The sequence below is a fragment of the Serratia sp. GW822-FHT06E05 genome (assembly GCF_058799445.1).
In genome coordinates, this window is record NZ_JBXALM010000010.1 from 95169 (window position 1) to 114891 (window position 19723).

16 protein-coding genes are annotated in these 19723 nt (G+C 57.6%); 8 read left to right on the plus strand and 8 right to left on the minus strand.

Translation table 11 applies throughout. From position 1 onward, the window contains the following. Positions 1–83: 83 nt before the first annotated feature. Positions 84–302, plus strand: coding sequence for a YgdI/YgdR family lipoprotein (locus tag AC1RKC_RS20170; RefSeq protein ID WP_020828402.1), 219 nt, complete (start codon positions 84–86; stop codon positions 300–302). 180 nt (positions 303–482) lie between these two features. Next, positions 483–1523, plus strand: coding sequence for an NADP(H)-dependent aldo-keto reductase (locus AC1RKC_RS20175; RefSeq protein ID WP_020828403.1), 1041 nt, complete (start codon positions 483–485; stop codon positions 1521–1523). Between the two features lie 33 nt (positions 1524–1556). Here the strand turns inward: AC1RKC_RS20175 and lplT are convergent, their stop codons facing one another. The 3 genes from lplT to AC1RKC_RS20190 form a co-directional block, all read right to left on the minus strand. Next, positions 1557–2753 carry a lysophospholipid transporter LplT gene (lplT, locus tag AC1RKC_RS20180; protein ID WP_261136620.1) on the minus strand — a complete coding sequence of 399 codons (1197 nt, stop codon included), beginning with the start codon at positions 2751–2753 and terminating at the stop codon, positions 1557–1559. After that, the gene (gene aas / locus AC1RKC_RS20185) at positions 2753–4906 is read right to left on the minus strand and encodes a bifunctional acyl-ACP--phospholipid O-acyltransferase/long-chain-fatty-acid--ACP ligase (RefSeq protein WP_046372752.1); all 2154 of its coding nucleotides are present in this window, start codon (positions 4904–4906) and stop codon (positions 2753–2755) included. The genes lplT and aas overlap by 1 nt, the downstream gene beginning before the upstream one ends. Before the next feature lie 567 nt (positions 4907–5473). Next, positions 5474–7732: a molybdopterin guanine dinucleotide-containing S/N-oxide reductase gene (locus tag AC1RKC_RS20190; protein WP_490635409.1), complete on the minus strand. Its 2259-nt coding sequence runs from the start codon at positions 7730–7732 to the stop codon at positions 5474–5476. Positions 7733–7951: 219 nt separating this feature from the next. Here AC1RKC_RS20190 and galR point away from each other — a divergent pair, with 219 nt between their 5' ends. Continuing rightward, on the plus strand, positions 7952–8971 hold the full coding sequence (galR, locus tag AC1RKC_RS20195; RefSeq protein ID WP_020828407.1) for an HTH-type transcriptional regulator GalR: 1020 nt from the start codon (positions 7952–7954) through the stop codon (positions 8969–8971). Here the strand turns inward: galR and AC1RKC_RS20200 are convergent. Next, on the minus strand, positions 8968–9423 hold the full coding sequence (locus tag AC1RKC_RS20200; RefSeq protein ID WP_046372750.1) for a GNAT family N-acetyltransferase: 456 nt from the start codon (positions 9421–9423) through the stop codon (positions 8968–8970). The two genes, galR and AC1RKC_RS20200, sit on opposite strands and share 4 nt — an antisense overlap. Positions 9424–9574: 151 nt before the next feature. Between AC1RKC_RS20200 and AC1RKC_RS20205 the strand changes: the two genes are divergently transcribed. Further along, positions 9575–10585: a LacI family DNA-binding transcriptional regulator gene (locus AC1RKC_RS20205; RefSeq protein WP_046372749.1), complete on the plus strand. Its 1011-nt coding sequence runs from the start codon at positions 9575–9577 to the stop codon at positions 10583–10585. Positions 10586–10629: 44 nt separating this feature from the next. On the opposite strand, the gene lysA is transcribed toward AC1RKC_RS20205, so the two are convergent. Continuing rightward, entirely contained in the window at positions 10630–11892 is a 1263-nt protein-coding gene (lysA, locus tag AC1RKC_RS20210) for a diaminopimelate decarboxylase (RefSeq protein ID WP_046372748.1), read from the minus strand. A 126-nt stretch (positions 11893–12018) separates the two neighbouring features. On the opposite strand from lysA, the gene AC1RKC_RS20215 reads away from it, so the two are divergent. Then, entirely contained in the window at positions 12019–12942 is a 924-nt protein-coding gene (locus AC1RKC_RS20215; RefSeq protein WP_046372747.1) for a LysR family transcriptional regulator, read from the plus strand. On the opposite strand, the gene AC1RKC_RS20220 is transcribed toward AC1RKC_RS20215, so the two are convergent. Together AC1RKC_RS20220 and AC1RKC_RS20225 are read right to left on the minus strand one after the other, a co-directional pair. After that, positions 12932–14086, minus strand: a complete 1155-nt coding sequence (locus tag AC1RKC_RS20220) for an MFS transporter (protein ID WP_046372746.1) — start codon at positions 14084–14086, stop codon at positions 12932–12934. The genes AC1RKC_RS20215 and AC1RKC_RS20220 overlap by 11 nt on opposite strands. Before the next feature lie 317 nt (positions 14087–14403). Further along, complete coding sequence (locus AC1RKC_RS20225) at positions 14404–15312, minus strand: LysR family transcriptional regulator (protein ID WP_129983676.1); 909 nt, start codon at positions 15310–15312, stop codon at positions 14404–14406. 108 nt (positions 15313–15420) lie between these two features. Here AC1RKC_RS20225 and AC1RKC_RS20230 point away from each other — a divergent pair, with 108 nt between their 5' ends. Both AC1RKC_RS20230 and AC1RKC_RS20235 read left to right on the plus strand, forming a co-directional pair. Continuing rightward, complete coding sequence (locus tag AC1RKC_RS20230) at positions 15421–16305, plus strand: MBL fold metallo-hydrolase (protein ID WP_020828416.1); 885 nt, start codon at positions 15421–15423, stop codon at positions 16303–16305. A gap of 77 nt (positions 16306–16382) precedes the next feature. Further along, positions 16383–17033 carry a DsbA family protein gene (locus AC1RKC_RS20235; RefSeq protein WP_020828417.1) on the plus strand — a complete coding sequence of 217 codons (651 nt, stop codon included), beginning with the start codon at positions 16383–16385 and terminating at the stop codon, positions 17031–17033. Positions 17034–17082: 49 nt separating this feature from the next. On the opposite strand, the gene AC1RKC_RS20240 is transcribed toward AC1RKC_RS20235, so the two are convergent. Further along, positions 17083–17790 (minus strand): tetratricopeptide repeat protein, encoded by a 708-nt coding sequence (locus tag AC1RKC_RS20240; protein ID WP_046372745.1) that lies wholly within the window; start codon positions 17788–17790, stop codon positions 17083–17085. Between the two features lie 191 nt (positions 17791–17981). Here AC1RKC_RS20240 and AC1RKC_RS20245 point away from each other — a divergent pair, with 191 nt between their 5' ends. Continuing rightward, positions 17982–19718 (plus strand): ABC transporter ATP-binding protein/permease, encoded by a 1737-nt coding sequence (locus AC1RKC_RS20245; protein WP_046372744.1) that lies wholly within the window; start codon positions 17982–17984, stop codon positions 19716–19718. Positions 19719–19723 lie beyond the last annotated feature (5 nt).

The following is a 19723-nucleotide window of genomic DNA, read 5'->3' on the forward strand; positions in this document are numbered from 1 at the left end:
GACTTATCCGAAACACGATGCATCTATAGTTTGCTAATCTAGAAAGAAGCTTCTTTTTGCATACATAACTGAGGATCCGCAGGATGAAAAAGTGGGTAATGGCAGTGTCTGCGTTGGTGATGGCCGCCGGGTTGGCGGGATGCTCCAGCGATTACGTGATGGCGACCAAAGACGGCAATATGATCCTGACTCAGGGCAAGCCAGAGATTGACCAAGATACCGGCCTGATCAGCTATAAAGACGAAAAAGGCAACCATCGCCAGATCAACGGCGATCAGGTTTCACAGGTCATCGAACGCTAGTTTCCCGATCGGCTATCGCCCCCGCGTTGCGCGATAGCCCTCCCCGCACTGAATCCACTTCCCCCATCTTCTCGGCTTGGTTATAGTCGGCAAAGGCGAGATCACCGCCTTGCAGATTGTTTGGCTCCTGTTTTATCGGGTGTATAGCCCGTAAGCGCTAACACGAAAGGAAGGCCGTTAATGCAATACCACCGTATTCCCCACAGTTCTTTAGAAGTGAGCGTGCTGGGACTGGGCACCATGACCTTTGGCGAACAGAACAGTGAAGCCGATGCCCACGCGCAACTCGACTATGCATTAGCCGCTGGCATCAACCTGATCGATACCGCAGAGATGTACCCGGTACCGCCCCGCCCTGAAACCCAGGGGCTGACCGAACAGTACATCGGCAGTTGGATCAAGGCTCGCGGCAACCGTGAGAAACTGGTGCTGGCCAGCAAAATCGCCGGGCCGGTGCGCGGAACTGACAGCAGTATCCGTCCGCAGCAGGCGCTGGATCGCAAAAACATCCGTGCCGCGCTGGACGCCAGCCTGAAACGCCTCAACACCGATTATCTCGATCTCTACCAGTTGCATTGGCCGCAGCGCGCGACCAACTTCTTCGGTAAGCTCAACTATCAGTACACTGACGAAAAGGCTACCGTCACCCTGCTGGAAACGCTGGAAGCGCTGACCGAGCAGGTGCGCGCCGGTAAAATTCGTTATATCGGGGTGTCTAACGAAACGCCTTGGGGCGTGATGCGTTACCTGCAGTTGGCTGAAAAGCATGAGCTGCCGCGCATCGTCTCAATTCAGAACCCCTACAGCCTGTTGAACCGCAGTTTTGAGATTGCTCTGGCGGAGATCAGCCAGCACGAAGGCGTCGAACTGTTAGCCTATTCCAGCCTGGCGTTCGGCACCCTGAGCGGCAAGTATTTGAACGGCGCCAAACCGGCCGGTGCGCGAAATACGCTGTTTAGCCGCTTTAATCGTTATTCGGCCCCGCAAACGCAGTTGGCGATTGCCGAATACGTCGCATTAGCCAAAAAACACGGGCTGGATCCTTCGCAGATGGCCCTGGCCTTTGTTCGCCAGCAACCCTTCGTTGCCAGTACCCTGCTGGGCGCCACCACGTTGGAACAGCTGAAAACCAACATCGACAGTTTCGACCTGGTGTTGAATGAAGACGTGCTTCAGGGGCTGGAAGAGATCCACACCCGCTTTACCATTCCTGCACCCTAAATAATCAGGGGCGCCTAAACCGCGCCCCTTTGATTATTTTGCCCGTCGTTGCGACAACCACAGCACGCCGATCGCCAGCGCGAAAACCACACCGAAACCGATCCCCACGCCGACCACCGGTACGCTGACTTTTACCGCCAGCGAATAGAGCCCGAGCATCAACAGCATGGCGGTGTTCTCGCCAAGGTTTTGCACCGCGATCGCGTTGCCTGCCCCCACCGATTTTTTGCCTCGTTCTTGCAACAACGCATTCAACGGCACCACAAAGAAGCCGCCCAAGACGCCGATAATCAGCAGTACCGCATAGGCGCTAAGCAGGGTAGTTTGCAGCGCGAATATCGCCACCGCTACGCCAATCAAGATCCCGGCCGGCATACAGCGTTTCACGGTCTCGAGCGTAACAAAGCGAGCCGCGGCACCGGCGCCAACCACAATCCCCACCGCCACCATGGCATTCAGCAACGTCGGCGTGGCGTTATCGGCGATACCCAGCGCCACCGGCACCCACAGCACCAACAGAAAGCGCAGCGTGACCCCAGCGCCCCAAAACAGGCTGGTACCAATCAATGAGAAACGGGTTTGCCCATCGCGCCACAGCACCACACAGGCGTTGAAGAAAGCGCGAGTCATGGCGCGTGGCGTCCATGACGTCGCCGGATGTGCCGCAGGCAGGCGCGGAATATACAGGTTGGCGATCACCGCCGCTGCGTAAACCAGCGCACATACCGCCAGTGCGGCGACTACGTGCCAGTCTGCCAGGATGCCGCCGGCCACCGAGCCCAGCAGGATCGCCGCGATAGTGGAGGCCTCCATCAGGCCGTTGGCCTTGACCAGTTTCTCACCGCTGGTGATCTCACCCAAAATCCCATATTTGGCCGGTGAATAAGCTGCGGCACCCACGCCTACCAGGCTATAACCGAGGAACGGATCCAACCCGAAACAGATCACCAATGCGCCGGCCAGCTTCAGGCCGTTGGCCACCATCATCACCCGCCCTTTCGCAAAGCTGTCGGCAATCTGGCCGACAAAAGGCGCGAGAATGATATAGGTGGCGACAAACGCCATCTGCAGAATCGGCTGGCTCCAGTCGGGATAAAGCTGTTGTTTGATCAGCGCCAGCGTGGCGAACAGCAACGCATTGTCACCGAACGCAGAGAGAAACTGTGCGCAAATGACGGCAATCATGCTGCGCGAAAGCAAGGGTGAATCAGTGTTCGACGACGGGTTCATCAGACAGTCTCCGGCTGTTCAGCCATTTTACGCAGGGTCACAAAATCCGGTTTGCCACTGCCCAGCACCGGCAGCGTTTTCAACAGGCGAATATCACGCGGTACCGCCAGTTCAGGGCTGCCCAATTCACGCGCTGCCCGCAGCAAGGCTTCGCGGGTTACGCTTGCATCGGTAGTGAACAGCACCAGCGCCTCGCCCTTACTGCTGTCACTTTTCACCGTAGCGGCGTGCAGACCTTCCGGCGATACGCGCTGTGCCAGCAGCTCCACGCTTTCCAGCGAGACCATTTCGCCCGCCAGTTTGGCAAAGCGCTTCACCCGACCGCGGATCACACAGTAGCCCTGTTCGTCCAGCGTGACGATATCGCCGGTATCGTACCAGCCCGGCTGCAGGTTGCCCTGTTCATCCTCTGCCGCTGGCGGCTCCAGCTCGCCCGGATGCTCCACCCGCAGATAGCCTTTCATGATATTCGGCCCACGCAGTTGCAGGCGTCCACCGTTCTCAATACCCGGCACCTTCATTAAACGCGCTTCCATATTCGGCATGATGCGCCCGACGGTACCCACCTTGGCCGCCAGCGGCACGTTGATTGACACCACCGGCGCACACTCGGTCACGCCATAGCCTTCCAGGATGCGAATACCGTATTTGTCCTGATAAATCTGTTTGGTGCTGTCCGCCAGCTTTTCCGCACCGGCTACCACATAGCGCAACCGGGCAAAGTCATACGGATGAGCAAAACGCGCATAGTTATTGAGGAAAGTGGCCGTGCCGAACAGCACGGTGCAGTTACGGTCATACACCAGCTCCGGCACCACGCGGTAATGCAGCGGACTGGGGTAGAGGAAGATGCGGCTGCCGGTCATCAACGGGGTCAACAGCCCGACCGTCAAACCAAACGAGTGAAACAGCGGCAGCGACGACATAAAACGGTCGCGCGGAGTGAAGTCGGCAATGGTACGGATCTGCTCAACGTTGGCCAGCAGGCTGGCGTGGGAGTGCACCACGCCCTTCGGATTGCCCTCCGACCCCGAGGTGAACAAGATCAGTGCCGCATCGTCAGGCTGCTGCGGCAGCATGGCGCGCGCGGGTTGGAACAGATGACGCAGGATCCACAGCTTGTCCGCCAGGGTCACGGTATCTTTCAGATCCTCCAGATACACCCAGTTGGCCTCCGGCACCTGCTGCGGCAAATGTGTCAGCTTGCCTTTTTCCAGGAACTGGCGTGAGGTGACGATGGTTTTAAGACTGGCGGCGAGCATGGCGCTTTTCAGGCCGTTGGAACCCGCGGTGTAGTTGAGCATCGCCGGGATACGGTTGCGCAGCGAGGCGCCAAAAATCGCCGCGGCGGTAATGGTGGCATTCGGCAATAGCATGCCGACATGTTCGCCCTCGGCGGTAAAGCGCTGCAGGATACGGCTGACGCCCAGCGCTTTTTTAATCAGTGTCTGGTAGCTGTCTTCCTTGAAGTTGATATCTTCAATGCACGGCTTGCTCCGACCATAGCGATGCTGCGCCGCCAGCAAAGCGCGGAACAGGGTCTGTGGCTCGCGCGTGTCCATACGCGCCTTCATCATGATCTGGTGCAAACGATCGCCGGCCAGCATGCGACGTTCTCGGGCGCGTGGCGCGACCGGCATCGGCAATGACGTCGGCGGTAAAATACGGATGCTGATCTGCGGGAACCAACGGATCTTGAATACCCCGGCCATACGCCCAAAAGGGCTGAATTCGGCGCCATCAAGCCGTATCGGCACCACGGTCGCCCCCGATTTGGCGGCAATAAACGCGGCACCATCATAAATTTTCATCAGTGAGCCGGTCACGGTAATGCGCCCTTCGGGGAACACCACGATGGGCCGCCCTTGCTCAACCATGCGCACCAACTGTTTGATGGCCATCGGCTTGGTGGGATCGAGCGAAACGAAATCGATATAAGGCCGCAACCAGCGCATAAACCAGCGATCGCCAATGCTGGCGTAGACGGCAAACACCGGTTTGATCGGCAAAAACAGCGCCAACAGAATACCATCGAGGAAGGAGATGTGATTGGGCGTAATCAGCAGCTTTTTCTGATCGAAATGTCGGGCGTCGCCCTCAACGCGTACCCGGTACAGCAGGCGGAACAGCACCCGCAGCATTGAAAAGATCATGCCCTTCTCCCTTTGCCCAAGATGAGCGTAAATGGTTGTAGGGAAAAGAATACTATATGGCAGGCAAAAAAAAACCTACGCATCCGCGTAGGTTGGTGCAATTGAAAATGGCTTCAACATACAGAGTATGCTGATTTCTCACCAATCAATACCTCTGGGATCACCTACTCTAGAGAGGTGGCGATTAAGAAACTACCGATCAATCGCAAGAGTTTTGCTCTAAATGCAACCAGCTGTAAATTTCCCGCGATGTACTGAAATAACTCAATGAAATGTAAATAGTCCTGCGGAATAAAAATACAAAATCAGATTTTACGCAGGCGGGACGGAGGGGGATCGGGCAAAAAAAAACCTACGCATCTGCGTAGGTTGGTGCAAATTAATATGGGCTCAACAAACAAGTTGCTGAAACTCACCAATCAATACCTCTGGGACGTTTAATTTACCGCGTTGAGCCGAAAACCAGCCAGCGGCCAATCGAAACATTAGGGCGCAAAGTGTAACCAGCGGTGTATCCCCACGGCCTTTCAAGCCACAGCGAGCTCGCCTTGCCGTGGGGCTGGATGTTTATCGTACGCTCACTTCTACCAGGCAGCTCATGGCGTTCGGCCCTTGAGTCAATGGTGAGGTACCGATATCCAGCGTTAACACGTTCGGGTTGCCGGATTGTTCCACCTGCAGGCGCTCGGCACCAAAACCTGGGTCAAACCAGGCGCCGGTTGCCATCAGCACTACGCCCTGGGTGACGCCGTCGGTGATCGCAACGCCTGCCAGGCAATTGCCACGCGCGTTGCTGATCTGTACCTCCGCCCCCTCGACAATGCCGCGCCTGGCTGCATCTTCCGGGTGCATATACAGCGTTTCGCGCCCGGCCGTTTTATTGCCCTGCGCCAACGGCGCCGGATCCATCTGGCTGTGCAGGCGATCGCTCGGTTGGATGGATATCAGGTGCAATGGCCACTCTTTGGCTTCCGGTGCCCCCAGCCACTCGACTGGCGGCTGCCACTGCGGATGCGGGGCAAAATCGGCATAGCGATAACCGGCGATTTTCTCGCTGAACAACTCAATCTTGCCGCTCGGCGTTTGCAGCGGATTGGCCTGCGGATCGGCACGAAAATCGTCGAAGAACACGAATTCTTTCGCCGGTGCCGGCAGCTCGACGTAGCCTTTGCGCCAGAAATCCTCAAACTCGGGCCATTCTACGCCGGTCCCCGCCTGCGCCTGGCCGCATTGTTGATAGATAGATTCGATCCAGGCCCGCTCGTCGCGGTTTTCGGTGAACTGCTCACGGTAACCGAGCCGCTCCGCCAGATCGGCAAAAATATCAAAGTCGTTACGTGCCTGATGCTGTGGCGCAATGGCCTGATGCATCGCCAATACGTAGCGATCGCGCGATGAACCGCCGATATCGTTACGTTCCAGCGAGGTGGTAACCGGCAGCACGATGTCCGCCATCTTGGCCGCTGGCGTCCACCAGATATCCTGCACAATCACCGTATCCGGTTTCTGCCAGCCTTCCACCAGCCGGTTTAGCTGCTGGTGATGATGGAACGGGTTGCCGCCGGCCCAGTGCACCAAATGAATATCCGGATACTGGTGCGTCTCGCCACGGAACTGATAGGAGCCGCCGGGTTGCAACAGCATGTCGCAGATACGCGCCACTGGGATGGCCAGCCCGCAAGGGTTGGCGCCGACCGGCATCATGGGCCCCGGCGTGTCCACCCGCGGGTTGCCGACGCCGTTCATCGAGCCGTGACCAAAGGAGAAACCGCCCCCCGGCAGCCCCACCTGGCCGAGCATCGCCGACAGGGCAATCATCATCCAGTAGGGTTGTTCACCGCGATGGGCGCGCTGAACCGAATAGGAGCAGGTGATAAAACTGCGCACACCGATCAGTTGCTGCGCCAGCAAACCGATACGCGCCGCCGGAATGCCGGTGATGGCACTGGCCCATTCAGGCGTTTTCGCCACGCCGTCGTCGGTGCCGCGCAGATAATCCGCCAACTGGCTATAGCCGGTGCAGTGGCTATAGAGGAAAGCTTCATCCTGAGCGCCACGGCGCTGGATTTCATACGCCAGTGCCAGCATCAGCGCCACGTCGGTATTCGGGCGAATTGGGATCCATTCGGCATTAACAAATTCCGGGCAGTCATCACGCATCGGGCTGATGTTGATCACCGGAGTGCCTTTTTTCACCAGCTTTTGCAGCCAGGGTTTGAGCGAGTGCTCCGCCGCACCGCCGGAAGAGACCTGGGCATTTTTCAACGCCAGGCCGCCGAAGGCCACAAACAGCTCGCAGTGCTCAACCACGCTGGGCCAACTGGTGACACGGCCGGTCAATGGGGTGAAAGTGCCGATCACATACGGCAGGAAAAACTGGGCCGCTCCCCAGCTGTAGTTGCCCAACTGATCGACACCGCCGCCGCCAGCAAAATAAAAACGGCGCACCAGCGAACGAGCGTGGTGCAGGCGCCCGGCAGATGACCAGCCATAGGAACCGGTAAACAAGCCGGAGGGGCCGTAGCGATCGCGCACGCGCCGGTTCTCTTCCGCCACCAGATCGAGCGCCAAATCCCAATCCACTTCGACAAAATCCTCGCGGCCACGTAGCGTACGGTCGCTGCCTTCACGCTTTTGCAGCCAGGAACGGCGCACGGACGGCTTGCGGATGCGCTTGTCGGAATAGGCCATCGGCGCGATGGAGTCGAGCATTGGGGAAGGATCCGGATCGTCGGCAAACGGCTCACAACGGATAAGCCTGCCGTCTTCAACCACGGCGGTATAGGCGCCCCAGTGAGCGAGTTGCGGATAGCGTTTAATCGACATGGTGTTCTCAGCCAAGAATGGATGCCCAAAAATAGCATTAGCCGATGCGCCGCGCCAAAGCACAAATGGCTCTATCACTGAGCGGCACAGGTCTAAGCTCGGGGTAAATTGCCCATATCTGCAACAGCCGCCACAAGTTACGATCGCCAGCGCTTGCAGCCCCGGGCTTTTTCCGCAAGACTGAGGGATGTAAGCGATTACCCAGGATGTATGACAGATATGGCTACCATAAAGGATGTTGCCAGGCTGGCGGGTGTTTCCGTGGCCACGGTATCCCGCGTAATAAACAATTCTCCCAAGGCCAGCGAAGGCTCTCGCACCGCTGTGCTGGCCGCGATGGAACAACTGCAGTATCACCCAAACGCCAATGCCCGCGCGCTGGCACAGCAATCGACCGAAACGCTCGGGCTGATCGTTTCCGACGTGTCCGATCCCTTCTTTGGTGCCATGGTCAAGGCCGTGGAACAGGTGGCCTACGCCACCCACAATTTCCTGCTGATTGGCAACGGTTACCACGAGGCAGAAAAAGAGCGTCAGGCGATTGAACAGCTGGTACGCCACCGTTGTGCCGCATTGGTGGTACATGCCAAAAAGTTGACCGACCGTGAGTTAAGCGGGTGGATGCAGCAGATCCCGGGCATGGTACTGATTAACCGCACGCTGCCGGGCTTTGAATCGCGCTGCGTGGCGCTCGACGATCGCTACGGTGCCTGGCTGGCGACCCGCCACCTGATCCAACAAGGGCACCAGCGTATTGCCATCATCTGCTCCACCCACCAAATTTCCGATGCGGCGGACCGTCTGCAGGGCTATCTCGATGCATTGCAGGAGCACGGCATTGCGGTAGATGAAAAACTGATTGCCTACGGCGAGCCAGACGAGATTGGCGGCGAACAGGCGATGACCGAGCTGCTCGGGCGCGGTAAAAACTTCACCGCGGTCACCTGCTACAACGACTCAATGGCCGCCGGTGCCCTTTCGGTACTGAGCGACAACAGCGTGGATGTGCCGGGGCAGATGTCGCTGATTGGTTTCGATGACGTGCTGATTTCACGCTACCTGCGGCCGCGTCTGACCACTATTCGCTATCCGGTGGTGGCCATGGCAACCCAGGCGGCCGAACTGGCGCTGGCACTGGCCAACAATCAGCCGCTGCCGGAGATCACCAACATGTTCAGCCCGACGCTGGTGCGCCGCCATTCGGTGGCCAGCATCAATAACGTTTACGAGCAGAACTAGATCAACTCCCGGTGATACAGCCGCACCGGGCGATCGGGGTAATCCAGCGCATCGCCGATGTAGCGCCAGCCATGGCGCTCATAATAGCCGCTAAAGTCACTGTAGAGATAAAGCTCACTGAAGCCGGTGCGTCGGGCGTAGTCTTGCACATGCTGCTGCAACCGCAGCCCCAGACCGCTGCCGCGCTGGCTTTCGTCGACATACAGCGCCGCCAGCCAGGGCGTCAGATCCTGCCGGCTGATCAAGTCGCAGCGCCATAAGCCGACGGTGCCAACCACTTTATCGTCCTGCAGGGCGATAAAAGTAATGGGCAAATCGGCTCCGCACAGCCCGCTGTCCACCACGCTGGCGAAAAATGCCCGGCTGCTTTCGCTGCCAAACGCCTGCCACAGCCAATCAATCACCTGACCGCGATGCTGTGGATAATCCGCCAGAAGCCTAATCTCAGTCATCTCTTCTCTCTTTTCCCATTGTCTGGCATCAGTCTACGGACGTTGCGCCACAACACAATCCCGGCGGAAAAATCCCACGCAGCCAAGGGGTAAGCCTATGCTAGACTGAGCGATATTTACCACAGCGGATGTTGAAAGGGGTAAGCCACTGATGATCACCATGTTGGATGTTTCCATTCGCGCGGGGGTATCCAAAGCCACGGTTTCACGCGTGTTAAATGGCACCGGCCAGGTGAAAAAGAGCACCCGCGATGCGGTGTTCAAGGCCATGGACGATTTGGGTTACCGCCCGAACTTCCTCGCCCAATCGCTGGCAAACAAAAGCTCCAACAGCATTGGCCTGGTAGTGTCCAATTTCGACGGCCCCTACTTCGGGCGCCTGCTTCGTCGCGCAGCCAAGCTGATCGAGGCCAGTGGCAAACACCTGATTGTGACCGACGGCCACGACACGCCGGAAGATGAACTGCAGGCGGTACAGCTGCTGGCGGATCGCCGCTGTGATGCCATCATCCTGTATACCCGTTTCATGTCAGAAACTGCGCTGATGAAGCTGCTGGACAGCCTGCCGGTGCCGATCATGGTGATCAATCGGGATCTGCCACAGGCGCGCGCACGCTGCGTGTTCTTCGAACAGCAAAAGGCGGCCTTCCATGCGGTGGATTATCTGATTAGGCAGGGGCATCGCGAGATCGCCTGCATTACCGGCCCCATCGCCACGCCAACAGCACAGGCGCGGCTGGCAGGTTATCAACAAGCGTTAGAGCAGCACCATATTGCCTTCAACGAAGCCCGCGTGGCCTACGGTGACAGCAGCGTGCAAAGCGGATATCAGGGCACCCGGCGTTTGCTGGCCGATCATATCGATTTCAGCGCGCTGTTCGCCTGCAACGACGACATGGCGGTCGGCGCGATGAAGGCGCTGCACGATGCGGGCAAACGCCTGCCGCAGGATGTCTCACTGTTCGGCTTTGACGACGAGCCCAGCGCCGCCTATTTGCAACCCGCACTATCTACCGTGTATCTGCCGATCGACGTAATGATCGAAGCCGCCATCAGCCAGGCTTTTCGCCTGATCAATGGGGAAGACACACAGCCACTCACCCCGTTCACCGGCGAACTGCGGCTGCGTGAATCGGTGCTCCCCGGGCCTTACGCCGACTGATCCCTCCGGGCGCTGTCGTTGAAACCACGATGCGCCCAAAAGCATCAGATCATTTCCAGCGCAATCAGCTCTTCGATGGTCTGGCGACGACGGATCAGGCGCGGTTCACCGTTCTCAAACAGCACTTCCGGCAGCAGCGGGCGGCTATTGTAGTTTGAAGACATAGACGCGCCATAAGCACCGGTGTCATGGAACACCAGATAATCGCCAACCTGCACCGGCGGCAGCTCGCGGGTTTCAATACCGCCCCCGGCCTGCTGAGTAAAGACGTCTCCGGATTCACACAGCGGTCCGGCAATCACGGTTTCACGCAGTGGCTGATGTGCGGTATCGCGACCGTCGGCCGGCAGCAGGGATATGTGGTGATAGCTGCCGTACATTGCCGGACGCATCAAATCATTAAAACCGGCATCCACCAGCACAAAGTGCCGGCTGCCCATGTCTTTCACTGCCCGTACCTCGGCGACCAGCACACCGGCTTCCGCCATCAGGAAACGGCCCGGTTCGATCTCCAGCTTCACCGGATGACCCAAATGTGCGGCAATACGCTCGCGGGCGCTGTTCCACAAACCAAAATAGTGTTCGGTATCAATCGCCTCTTCGCCGTACTGATAGGGGATCGACAGCCCGCCTCCGGCAGAAATCGCACTGATGTCCTGGCCGAGGTCGATCACCTGTTGCACCATGGCGTCACACACGCGCTCCAGATGCTGGTAGTCCACCCCCGACCCTATATGCATATGCACGCCAATCAGCTTCAGACCGTATTGCTGAATTTTTTCCACCGCCTGCGGTAAGTCGGCATACCAAATACCGTGCTTGCTGTTCTCACCGCCGGTATTGGTTTTCTGGCTATGGCCGTGACCGAAACCTGGATTGATGCGCAGCCACACCGGATGCCCGGCAGAGACCTGCCCCAACTGTTCCAGCATGTCGATCGAACCGACGTTGACCGGGATTTTCAATTCGCTGACGCGAGCCAGAGTCGCGTGATCGAGCACATCGGCGGTAAACACGATTTCGCTTGGTTCGCCACCCGGCTGAAAACCGGCCTGCAATGCACGCTCAATCTCGCCTAACGACACAGAGTCCACCTTGACGCCCTGCTCACGCATCAGGCGCAAAATATGAATATTCGAGCAGGCCTTCTGGGCAAAACGGATCACGTCAAAATGCCGCAATTGGCTGATGCGCTCGCTGATAATCGCTGCGTCATAGGCCCACACAGGGCAACCAAAGCGCTGAGGCAGCGCCAATAGGTTAGCGGCGTTAAGAGCGGTAGAAGTGTCGTGCAAAGCGCGTGGCATAGTGATGTTCCCGGTTCGAAAATGGTATGCCCTCAATATTGCCGCACTCTTTCTCGGGTGGAAAATATCTATTTAGCCAGAGTCTATTCATTTATGATATGGCTTTGCTCATGATGGAGCCGCCCGATGCACGCGATAACCCTGCGCCAGATTGAAATCTTCTATGCGGTGATGACGACCGGCAATCTGACTGAAGCCGCCGCGCTGCTGCAAACCTCGCAGCCCACCGTCAGCCGCGAGCTGGCGCGCTTCGAGAAACTGATCCAACTGCAGTTGTTCGAACGGGTGCGCGGGCGATTATCCCCCACGGTACAGGGCCTGAGGCTGTTGGAAGAGGTTCAACGTTCCTATTACGGTCTGGATCGCATCGTCAATGCCGCCGCCGGTATCCGACAATTTCAGCAGGCGCAGCTTTCGATTGCCTGCCTGCCGGTATTTTCACAATCGCTGCTGCCGGCGGTGTGCAAACCCTTTATCGATCGCTATCCGGAGGTCAGCTTCAGCGTGATACCGCAGGAATCACCGTTGCTGGAAGAGTGGTTATCGGCGCAGCGCCACGATTTGGGCCTGACGGAAAATACCCTGACTCCGGCGGGCACCGAGCGAATGACCTTGATGACGCTGAACGAAGTGTGTGTCTTGCCGGCCGGGCATCCGCTGCTGGCGAAAAAGCGGCTGACGCCGCAGGATTTTGCCGGACAAAACTTTATCAGCCTGTCGAACACCGACAGCTATCGCCAACTGCTGGATTCGCTGTTCAGTGAGGAAGGGGTTAACCGCCGGCTGGTGATGGAAACCCACAGCGCAGCGTCGGTCTGCGCCATGGTTAAAGCTGGCGTGGGGGTTTCGATAGTCAATCCGCTAACGGCGTTGGACTACGCCAACAACGGTGTGCATATACGGCCATTCAGCGTTGACGTGCCCTTTACCGTTAGCCTGATCCGGCCGCTGCACCGCCCGTCGTCGGCGCTGGTCACGGCCTTTACTCAACATTTGCAGCAACAGGCACAAACGCTGCCCGCCCGTCTGGCCGCCGTGATTACGCGCTAGCCGGGCGCTTGGCGCGGCTGAACGTCACCAGACACAGTACCAGACCCAGCAACGCGATCCCCGCAGCGGCCAGCGGTACGCTGGTCAAGCCCAACCCTTGCGCTATCACGACACCGCCGACCCAGGCACCAATCGCGTTACCGACGTTGAACGCGGCAATGTTCAGCGTGGACACCAGATTTGGGGCCTTTTTACCGTAGGTCACCACGTTGATTTGCAGCGCCGGTACGGCGGCGAACGCCGCAGCGGCCCACAGGAACAGGGTAATTTCAGCCGGTACCATCGAATGGCTGGTCCAACTGAACAATGCCGCAAAGCAGGCGATCACCAGGAACGTACAGGTCAGCGTCAACGGCAAGCGCCAGTCCGCCAAACGTCCACCCAGGATGTTGCCCAGCGTCAGACCAACTCCCATCAGCAACAGCGTCCAACTGACGCCATGAGAAGAAACACCCGTCACCTCAGTCAGTAACGGGGCAATATAAGTAAACAGCGCGAACATCGATGCGGCAAAGGCCACGGTCATCAGCAATGACAGCCAAATACCGCCGCCGCGCAACGCCGCCAGCTCTTTTTTCAGATCCGTCGGGGCCTCGTCCTTCACGCTGGGCAGCTTGCTGTACAGCGCCAACAGAGAGAGCACGCCAATGACCGCCACCGCCCAGAACGTCGAACGCCAACCCAGCGCCTGACCCAGTGCGGTACCCAGCGGCACGCCGAGCACGTTGGCCAGCGTCAGGCCGGTGAACATCAATGCCACGGCTGAAGCCCGGCGGTTTGGCGGCACCAGATTGGCCGCAACCACCGCGCCAATACCGAAGAAGGCACCGTGGCACAAGGCGGTGATAATGCGCGCCAGCATCAGGAAGTCATAGCTGTACCCCAGGGCGCACATAATATTGCCGAAGATGAAAATCACCATCAGCAGCAACAGCGTTTTTTTGCGCGGCAGCTTCGCGGTCAGCAAGGCCATGATGGGTGCACCGATAGCCACGCCAAGGGCATAGCCGCTGATCAGCCAGCCGGCAGAAGGAATGGAGACCTGCAGATCTCCCGCCACTTCAGGCAGCAACCCCATGATCACAAACTCGGTGGTGCCAATAGCGAATGCACTTAATGCCAGTGCGAGCAGAGAAACAGGCATGCGGAAAGCTCCCAGTCAACAAAGCCCCGGTGTCAGGCACTCGGGGCCGGTAAAAACACATAAAATTGACGGGCAGCCCGGCAGGCTGCCCGCGAAAAAGGGTCAGAGAGGGCGTTCAAAGAGCGGAGTTAACTGCTTAACCCTATAATTATTAAGTCTTATTCACGCTTTTCACGTTACAGAAATAGCACGCAATCCCGCGTAAAAACCAGTGGCAAAACGGCAGCTGCGCACAAAAAGCCATGCCTGGCTCGCTAACTGGTTGAATGCGCTGATGATGAAAAATGTGTAAAAATGTTACCTGTGTGTTAACGCTATCAGCGCAGCGTCGTCTGCCAATCCGGATCGTGGGCAAACCACTCCACCAAAAAGTCCAACATGGTGCGTAATGTCGCCGGCATCTGGCGGCGTGAGGTATAGATACCGTAGATCCCCATCGACTGGGGCCGGTAATCCGGCATCAGCTCAATCAGTTCGCCACTGGCCAGTAAAGGGGCTGCAGAATAGTAAGGCTGCATGGAAATACCCGCGCCTTGTACCGTGCCCGCCATCAACACCACCGATTCGTTGGCGCTCAGGTTGCCGCTGACCGCGACCGCCGATTTCACACCCTGAAGGTCAAAATGCCACAGGCTTTTACCGAAGTAGGAATAAGTCAGGCAGTTATGCAGCGCCAAATCCTGCGGATGACGCGGCGTGCCGTGTGCCGCCAGATAGGCCGGGGAAGCGCAGACCACGGAAGCACAGGAGGATAATGGCCGGGCGATGAGATTGGGATCCAATTCGTTAGTGATGCGTAACGCCAGATCGATACGCTCCTCCACCAGATTTACCGTGCGATTGTTCATTTGCAGATCTACTGCAACCTGCGGATGGCGTTTCAGGTATTGCGCCACCGCGCCCACCAGCGCCGTCTGGCCCAGCGATTGTGAACAGGTAATGCGTAACAGGCCACGCAGTTCATCACTCTGCTCCCCTTCGACCAAATCGATTTCGCCCGCCAGCGCCAGCATCTGTCGACAGCGTTCCAGCGTGCGCTCACCGGCGTCAGTCAGACTAAGCTTACGAGTAGTGCGATGCAGTAAACGCGCGCCGGCCCATTGCTCCATTTGTGCCAGATAACGCGTCACCATCGCCCGCGACATTTCCAACGTTTCCGCGGCGGCAATCATGCTGCCACGGTCGACGATGGTGATAAAAACCTCAGCAGCGGTAATGCGATCCATGATTCGTCCGATTTACGCAATGAATAGTTGCTCATTATCCGGTTTTTCTATCGCTTTATGCAACCTAACATCTATACAACATTAATCGCATCCCAAGGACCTCTACCCATGTTTAAGAAATCATTGTTGACCCTGGCCTTTGCCGGCATCGCCACAGTAAGCACCTTCGCTACCGCCGCCAACACCCTGACGATGGAAGTGTATAACCCAGGTGAGAAAAGCGTGTTCCCGGTGTCTTCCGAAATCATCAGCGGCAAACACGAAGTCGCACTGATCGACGCCCAGTTCCAGCGTAACGACGCGGAAGCCCTGGTGAAAAAGATCAAAGCGACCGGCAAGAAGCTGACCACCGTATACATCAGCCATTCAGATCCGGATTTCTATTTTGGTCTGGACGTCATTAAAGCCGCATTCCCTGAGGCTAAAATCATCGCGTCACCGGGTACCATTGAAGAAATCAATGCCACCAAAGACGGCAAAGTGGCGTACTGGGGCCCAATCTTGAAGGACAACGCGCCGAAAGCGGTGGTGGTGCCTCAGGCGTTGCAGGGTGACAGCTTCACCGTAGACGGCCAGAAAGTGGAAGTGAAAGGCCTGACCGGCCCGACGCCGGAACGCACCTACGTGTGGATCCCAGCGCTGAAAGCGGTCGTGGGCGGTGTGCCGGTAGCCGGCGACAATATCCATCCGTGGATTGCCGATAACCAAACCGTTGAATCCCGCGCACACTGGCAGCAAACGCTGGAAGGCATCAAAGCGTTGAAACCGGAAGTCGTGGTCCCTGGCCATTTCCTGCCGGGCGCAGACCAGACGCTGAAGTCTGTCACCTTTACCCAGAACTACCTGACCACGCTGGAGGCTGAACTGCCAAAAGCCAAAGATTCTGCGGCACTGGTGGCGGCAATGAAAAAGCATTACCCGGATCTGAAAGACGAATCCAGCCTGGAACTGAGCGCCAAAGTGCTGAAAGGCGAAATGAAGTGGCCGCAATAAGCACGCCGAAACACCCAGGCCAAGGCGTTACTGCTACCCAGCCGCCGCAAAGGCGGCGGGTATAACGAGGAAAAGACATGACCGGTACGACTCTGCACTACATTTTCGATCCGCTGTGTGGCTGGTGCTATGGCGCAGCCCCGCTGGTGAAGGCGGCCAAAACTATTCCAGGGCTAACCATCGCCCTGCACGCCGGCGGTATGATGACCGGCAACAACCGCCGCCAAATCACGGATGAATGGCGCAATTATGTGATCCCGCATGACAAGCGCATTGCGGAGTTAACCGGCCAACCCTTTGGCGAAGCTTATTTCAATGGATTGTTGCGTGATACCACCGCGGTGATGGACTCGGAGCCGCCGATTACCGCCATACTGGCAGCGCAAGCGCTGGCGGGACGCGGGCTGGATATGCTGCACCGCATTCAGGAAGCACATTACCAGGAAGGTCGCCGTATCGCCGACACGCCGGTGCTGGAAGCGCTGGCAAAAGAGCTGGGCTTGCCCTCTGCTCCGTTTATCGCCGAAATGCGGTTTAACACCGGTGCGCCAACCGCGCAGCACATCGCGCAAAGCCGGGCATTGCTTGCCAAGGTTCAGGGCCAGGGGTTCCCAACTTTCGCTCTGCAAGACAGCGAAGGACAGCTGCGCCAGATCCCGGCGGGCAACTATCTGGGCAACGTTGAGGCCTGGAAAGAGTTATTGAGCGGCGCCGCTACCTGGGCCTAATACCTGTTACGGCTGCCGGGTGTTCAAAGTATTGGATGCCCGGAGCTGATTATTCAACCCGTACAAAGTGTCCTTCCGCACGCACGTTAAAACCGAAACCACAATCCCCCTCGGTGTGCATGTCCAGACCATCGCTACCGAACTGCATCGCCACATCGCACGCCATCACATCTTCCGGTTCCCGCTGACGGTATACTGCTTTGTCGTGCTCTATCGGCAACGTCTGAGTGAACTCCCCCATATTCGGCCCGTAATACAAGCCCATCTGTGGCATGTAATAACCGGAATAACTGATCAGCCAGCGTCCATCCTGTGGCTTGACCTCCACCTCGTTCCAGACGCCGCGCCCGGCATATTGCCAATAGACTCCGCCCGGCCCGGTAAGTGGCGCTCGTTTCGCCAGCCGCTCCTGCAACAGCTTGAGATTATGCCGGGATTTACTGTCCTGCGGTGCCAGAGCTAAATAGGCACGCGCCTTAAGCAGCTCGCCCGCGTGTATCAGCGCCAGCGCTACGTTGTTATAAGCAGTGGCCGTTGCCTGGCTATCCAAACCGCAGAACTCACTCCAGGCGGCCTGATCGCGGAAAATATCTGCGGCGCGTGGGTAATCGCCACGCTGATAGGCATTTTTGCCCAACTCGGCATAGCTTGCGACCTTGTGACAATCGGCATCAATATCCGGCTCGTCAATCTGCGCCATCGCCTGGTCGCAGGCAAGCGCACCATAGGCCAACAGCAGGGGAACCCACGCCTTCATCACTTATCCTTTCCGCAGTAAACGAGCCAAATTTCGGCGCCAGTATAACCGCCAACCGTCACCGCATCACCCCTGACGATTCAGCCGCGATATTTCAAACGGTTAGCGGCGTTAAAACTGCTTACAGTCAACGTTTGTTTGTTACCTGTCCCCGGCCCATGCTGAAAAAAAGATTAAACCTGCGAGGGTCCATGAACGCTATCCCCACCCCCAAAAACGCCGTCTGGCAACTGATTAAACCCTTCTGGGTCTCGGAAGAGAAACTGCGGGCCTGGGCGATGCTGATCGCCATCATCGCCTTGTCACTGGGGTTGGTGTACATCAGCGTGCTGATCAACCAGTGGAACCAGGTGTTTTACGACGCGCTGCAAAATAAAAATTACCCGGTATTCAAGGCGCAGCTGTGGCGCTTTACCTATCTGGCGCTGATTTTCATCGTATTGGCGGTGTTTAAAATTTACCTGACACAGGGCCTGCAGATGCACTGGCGGCGCTGGATGACCGAAAAATTCATGGGTAAATGGCTGGCGCATCAGGCGTATTACCATACCGAACAGCAGCAAATCGTCGATAACCCGGACCAGCGTATCGCCGAGGATCTCAACGTGCTGACCCAATACACGCTGTCGCTTTCGTTGGGGTTACTGTCCAGCCTGGTGACGCTGTTTTCTTTTATCGCCATCCTGTGGCATGTCAGTGGCCCTATTACCTTTGTCATCAGCCAGCACGCTATTACCCTACCCGGCTATATGGTGTGGTTCGCTCTGCTGTACGCCGGACTGGGATCACTGCTGATTTGGTGGGTCGGCAAACCCTTGGTACAACTGGGTTTTAATCAGGAGCGCTATGAAGCGAACTTTCGTTTTGGGCTGATCCGCATCCGCGAAAATAATGATGCCATCGCGCTGTATCACGGCGAGCCGCATGAAGCACAGCAGTTAGGCGGGCGCTTTGAAGCCATCCGTGCCAACTGGTGGTCAATCATGCGCATCACCCGGCGGCTCAATATTGCCTCCAATTTCTACAGCCAATTCGCCATTGTCTTTCCGCTACTGGTGGCAGCCCCACGCTATTTTTCCGGTGCCATCCAAATGGGTGGAATGATGCAGATTGCCTCCGCTTTTGGGCAAGTACAGGGCGCTCTGTCCTGGTTTATCGATGCCTTTACCGATCTGGCCACCTGGAAAGCCTGCGTTAACCGTCTGGCCGGTTTTAACGCCGCCGTGGATCAGGTGCACCATCAACAGCGCGGCATTCAATTGCAGCCGGAGAATGAACAGCCGATGGTCCTTGACCGCCTCAGCCTGCAATTGCCGGACGGCCAACGCTTACTGGAGCCGACCTCAATGACGCTCAAACGTGGCGATCGGGTGCTGATCGTTGGCCCCTCCGGCTGCGGTAAATCAACCCTGTTGCGCGCCATTGCCGGTATCTGGCCGTATGGTTCCGGTGCGATTGGGCTCGACGCCGCCAGCAGTACGTTATTCCTGCCGCAACGCAGTTATATTCCGATCGGTACGCTGCGAGAGGCGCTCAGCTATCCGCATCTTGCCGCCGAGTACAGCGATGAACAGCTGCTGAAAGCCCTGGATAACTGCCGCCTTAAACACCTTCAGCGCTGGCTGGATACCAGCGCCAACTGGAGCCAACGCCTGTCTCCAGGTGAACAGCAGAGATTAGCCTTCGCCCGTGCGATTCTGACCCGCCCGGACATTTTGTTCCTCGACGAAGCCACCAGCGCGCTGGACGACGAAACCGAGCAACTGATGTACTGCCTGTTGGTGGATGAATTGCCGGATGTGACGCTGGTTAGCGTGGCGCACCGCAACAGCGTGGCGAAATATCATCAAAGCTGCTGGCGCTTTAGCCGCGCGGAAGAAAGCCAACCGGCACGCATGGCACTCAGCCCATTGCCGGTTGCCGGCTAAGTGCC

Excerpts from the sequence above, each read along its gene's own strand:
- galR (WP_020828407.1), top strand. The coding sequence starts at position 7,952 with ATGGCTACCATAAAGGATGTTGCCAGGCTGGCGGGTGTTTCCGTGGCC.
- AC1RKC_RS20220 (WP_046372746.1), bottom strand. The coding sequence starts at position 14,086 with ATGCCTGTTTCTCTGCTCGCACTGGCATTAAGTGCATTCGCTATTGGC.
- aas (WP_046372752.1), bottom strand. The coding sequence starts at position 4,906 with ATGATCTTTTCAATGCTGCGGGTGCTGTTCCGCCTGCTGTACCGGGTA.
- AC1RKC_RS20230 (WP_020828416.1), top strand. The coding sequence starts at position 15,421 with ATGTTTAAGAAATCATTGTTGACCCTGGCCTTTGCCGGCATCGCCACA.
- AC1RKC_RS20240 (WP_046372745.1), bottom strand. The coding sequence starts at position 17,790 with ATGAAGGCGTGGGTTCCCCTGCTGTTGGCCTATGGTGCGCTTGCCTGC.
- AC1RKC_RS20170 (WP_020828402.1), top strand. The coding sequence starts at position 84 with ATGAAAAAGTGGGTAATGGCAGTGTCTGCGTTGGTGATGGCCGCCGGG.
- AC1RKC_RS20245 (WP_046372744.1), top strand. The coding sequence starts at position 17,982 with ATGAACGCTATCCCCACCCCCAAAAACGCCGTCTGGCAACTGATTAAA.
- AC1RKC_RS20200 (WP_046372750.1), bottom strand. The coding sequence starts at position 9,423 with ATGACTGAGATTAGGCTTCTGGCGGATTATCCACAGCATCGCGGTCAG.
- AC1RKC_RS20175 (WP_020828403.1), top strand. The coding sequence starts at position 483 with ATGCAATACCACCGTATTCCCCACAGTTCTTTAGAAGTGAGCGTGCTG.
- AC1RKC_RS20215 (WP_046372747.1), top strand. The coding sequence starts at position 12,019 with ATGCACGCGATAACCCTGCGCCAGATTGAAATCTTCTATGCGGTGATG.
- lysA (WP_046372748.1), bottom strand. The coding sequence starts at position 11,892 with ATGCCACGCGCTTTGCACGACACTTCTACCGCTCTTAACGCCGCTAAC.
- lplT (WP_261136620.1), bottom strand. The coding sequence starts at position 2,753 with ATGAACCCGTCGTCGAACACTGATTCACCCTTGCTTTCGCGCAGCATG.
- AC1RKC_RS20190 (WP_490635409.1), bottom strand. The coding sequence starts at position 7,732 with ATGTCGATTAAACGCTATCCGCAACTCGCTCACTGGGGCGCCTATACC.
- AC1RKC_RS20235 (WP_020828417.1), top strand. The coding sequence starts at position 16,383 with ATGACCGGTACGACTCTGCACTACATTTTCGATCCGCTGTGTGGCTGG.
- AC1RKC_RS20205 (WP_046372749.1), top strand. The coding sequence starts at position 9,575 with ATGATCACCATGTTGGATGTTTCCATTCGCGCGGGGGTATCCAAAGCC.
- AC1RKC_RS20225 (WP_129983676.1), bottom strand. The coding sequence starts at position 15,312 with ATGGATCGCATTACCGCTGCTGAGGTTTTTATCACCATCGTCGACCGT.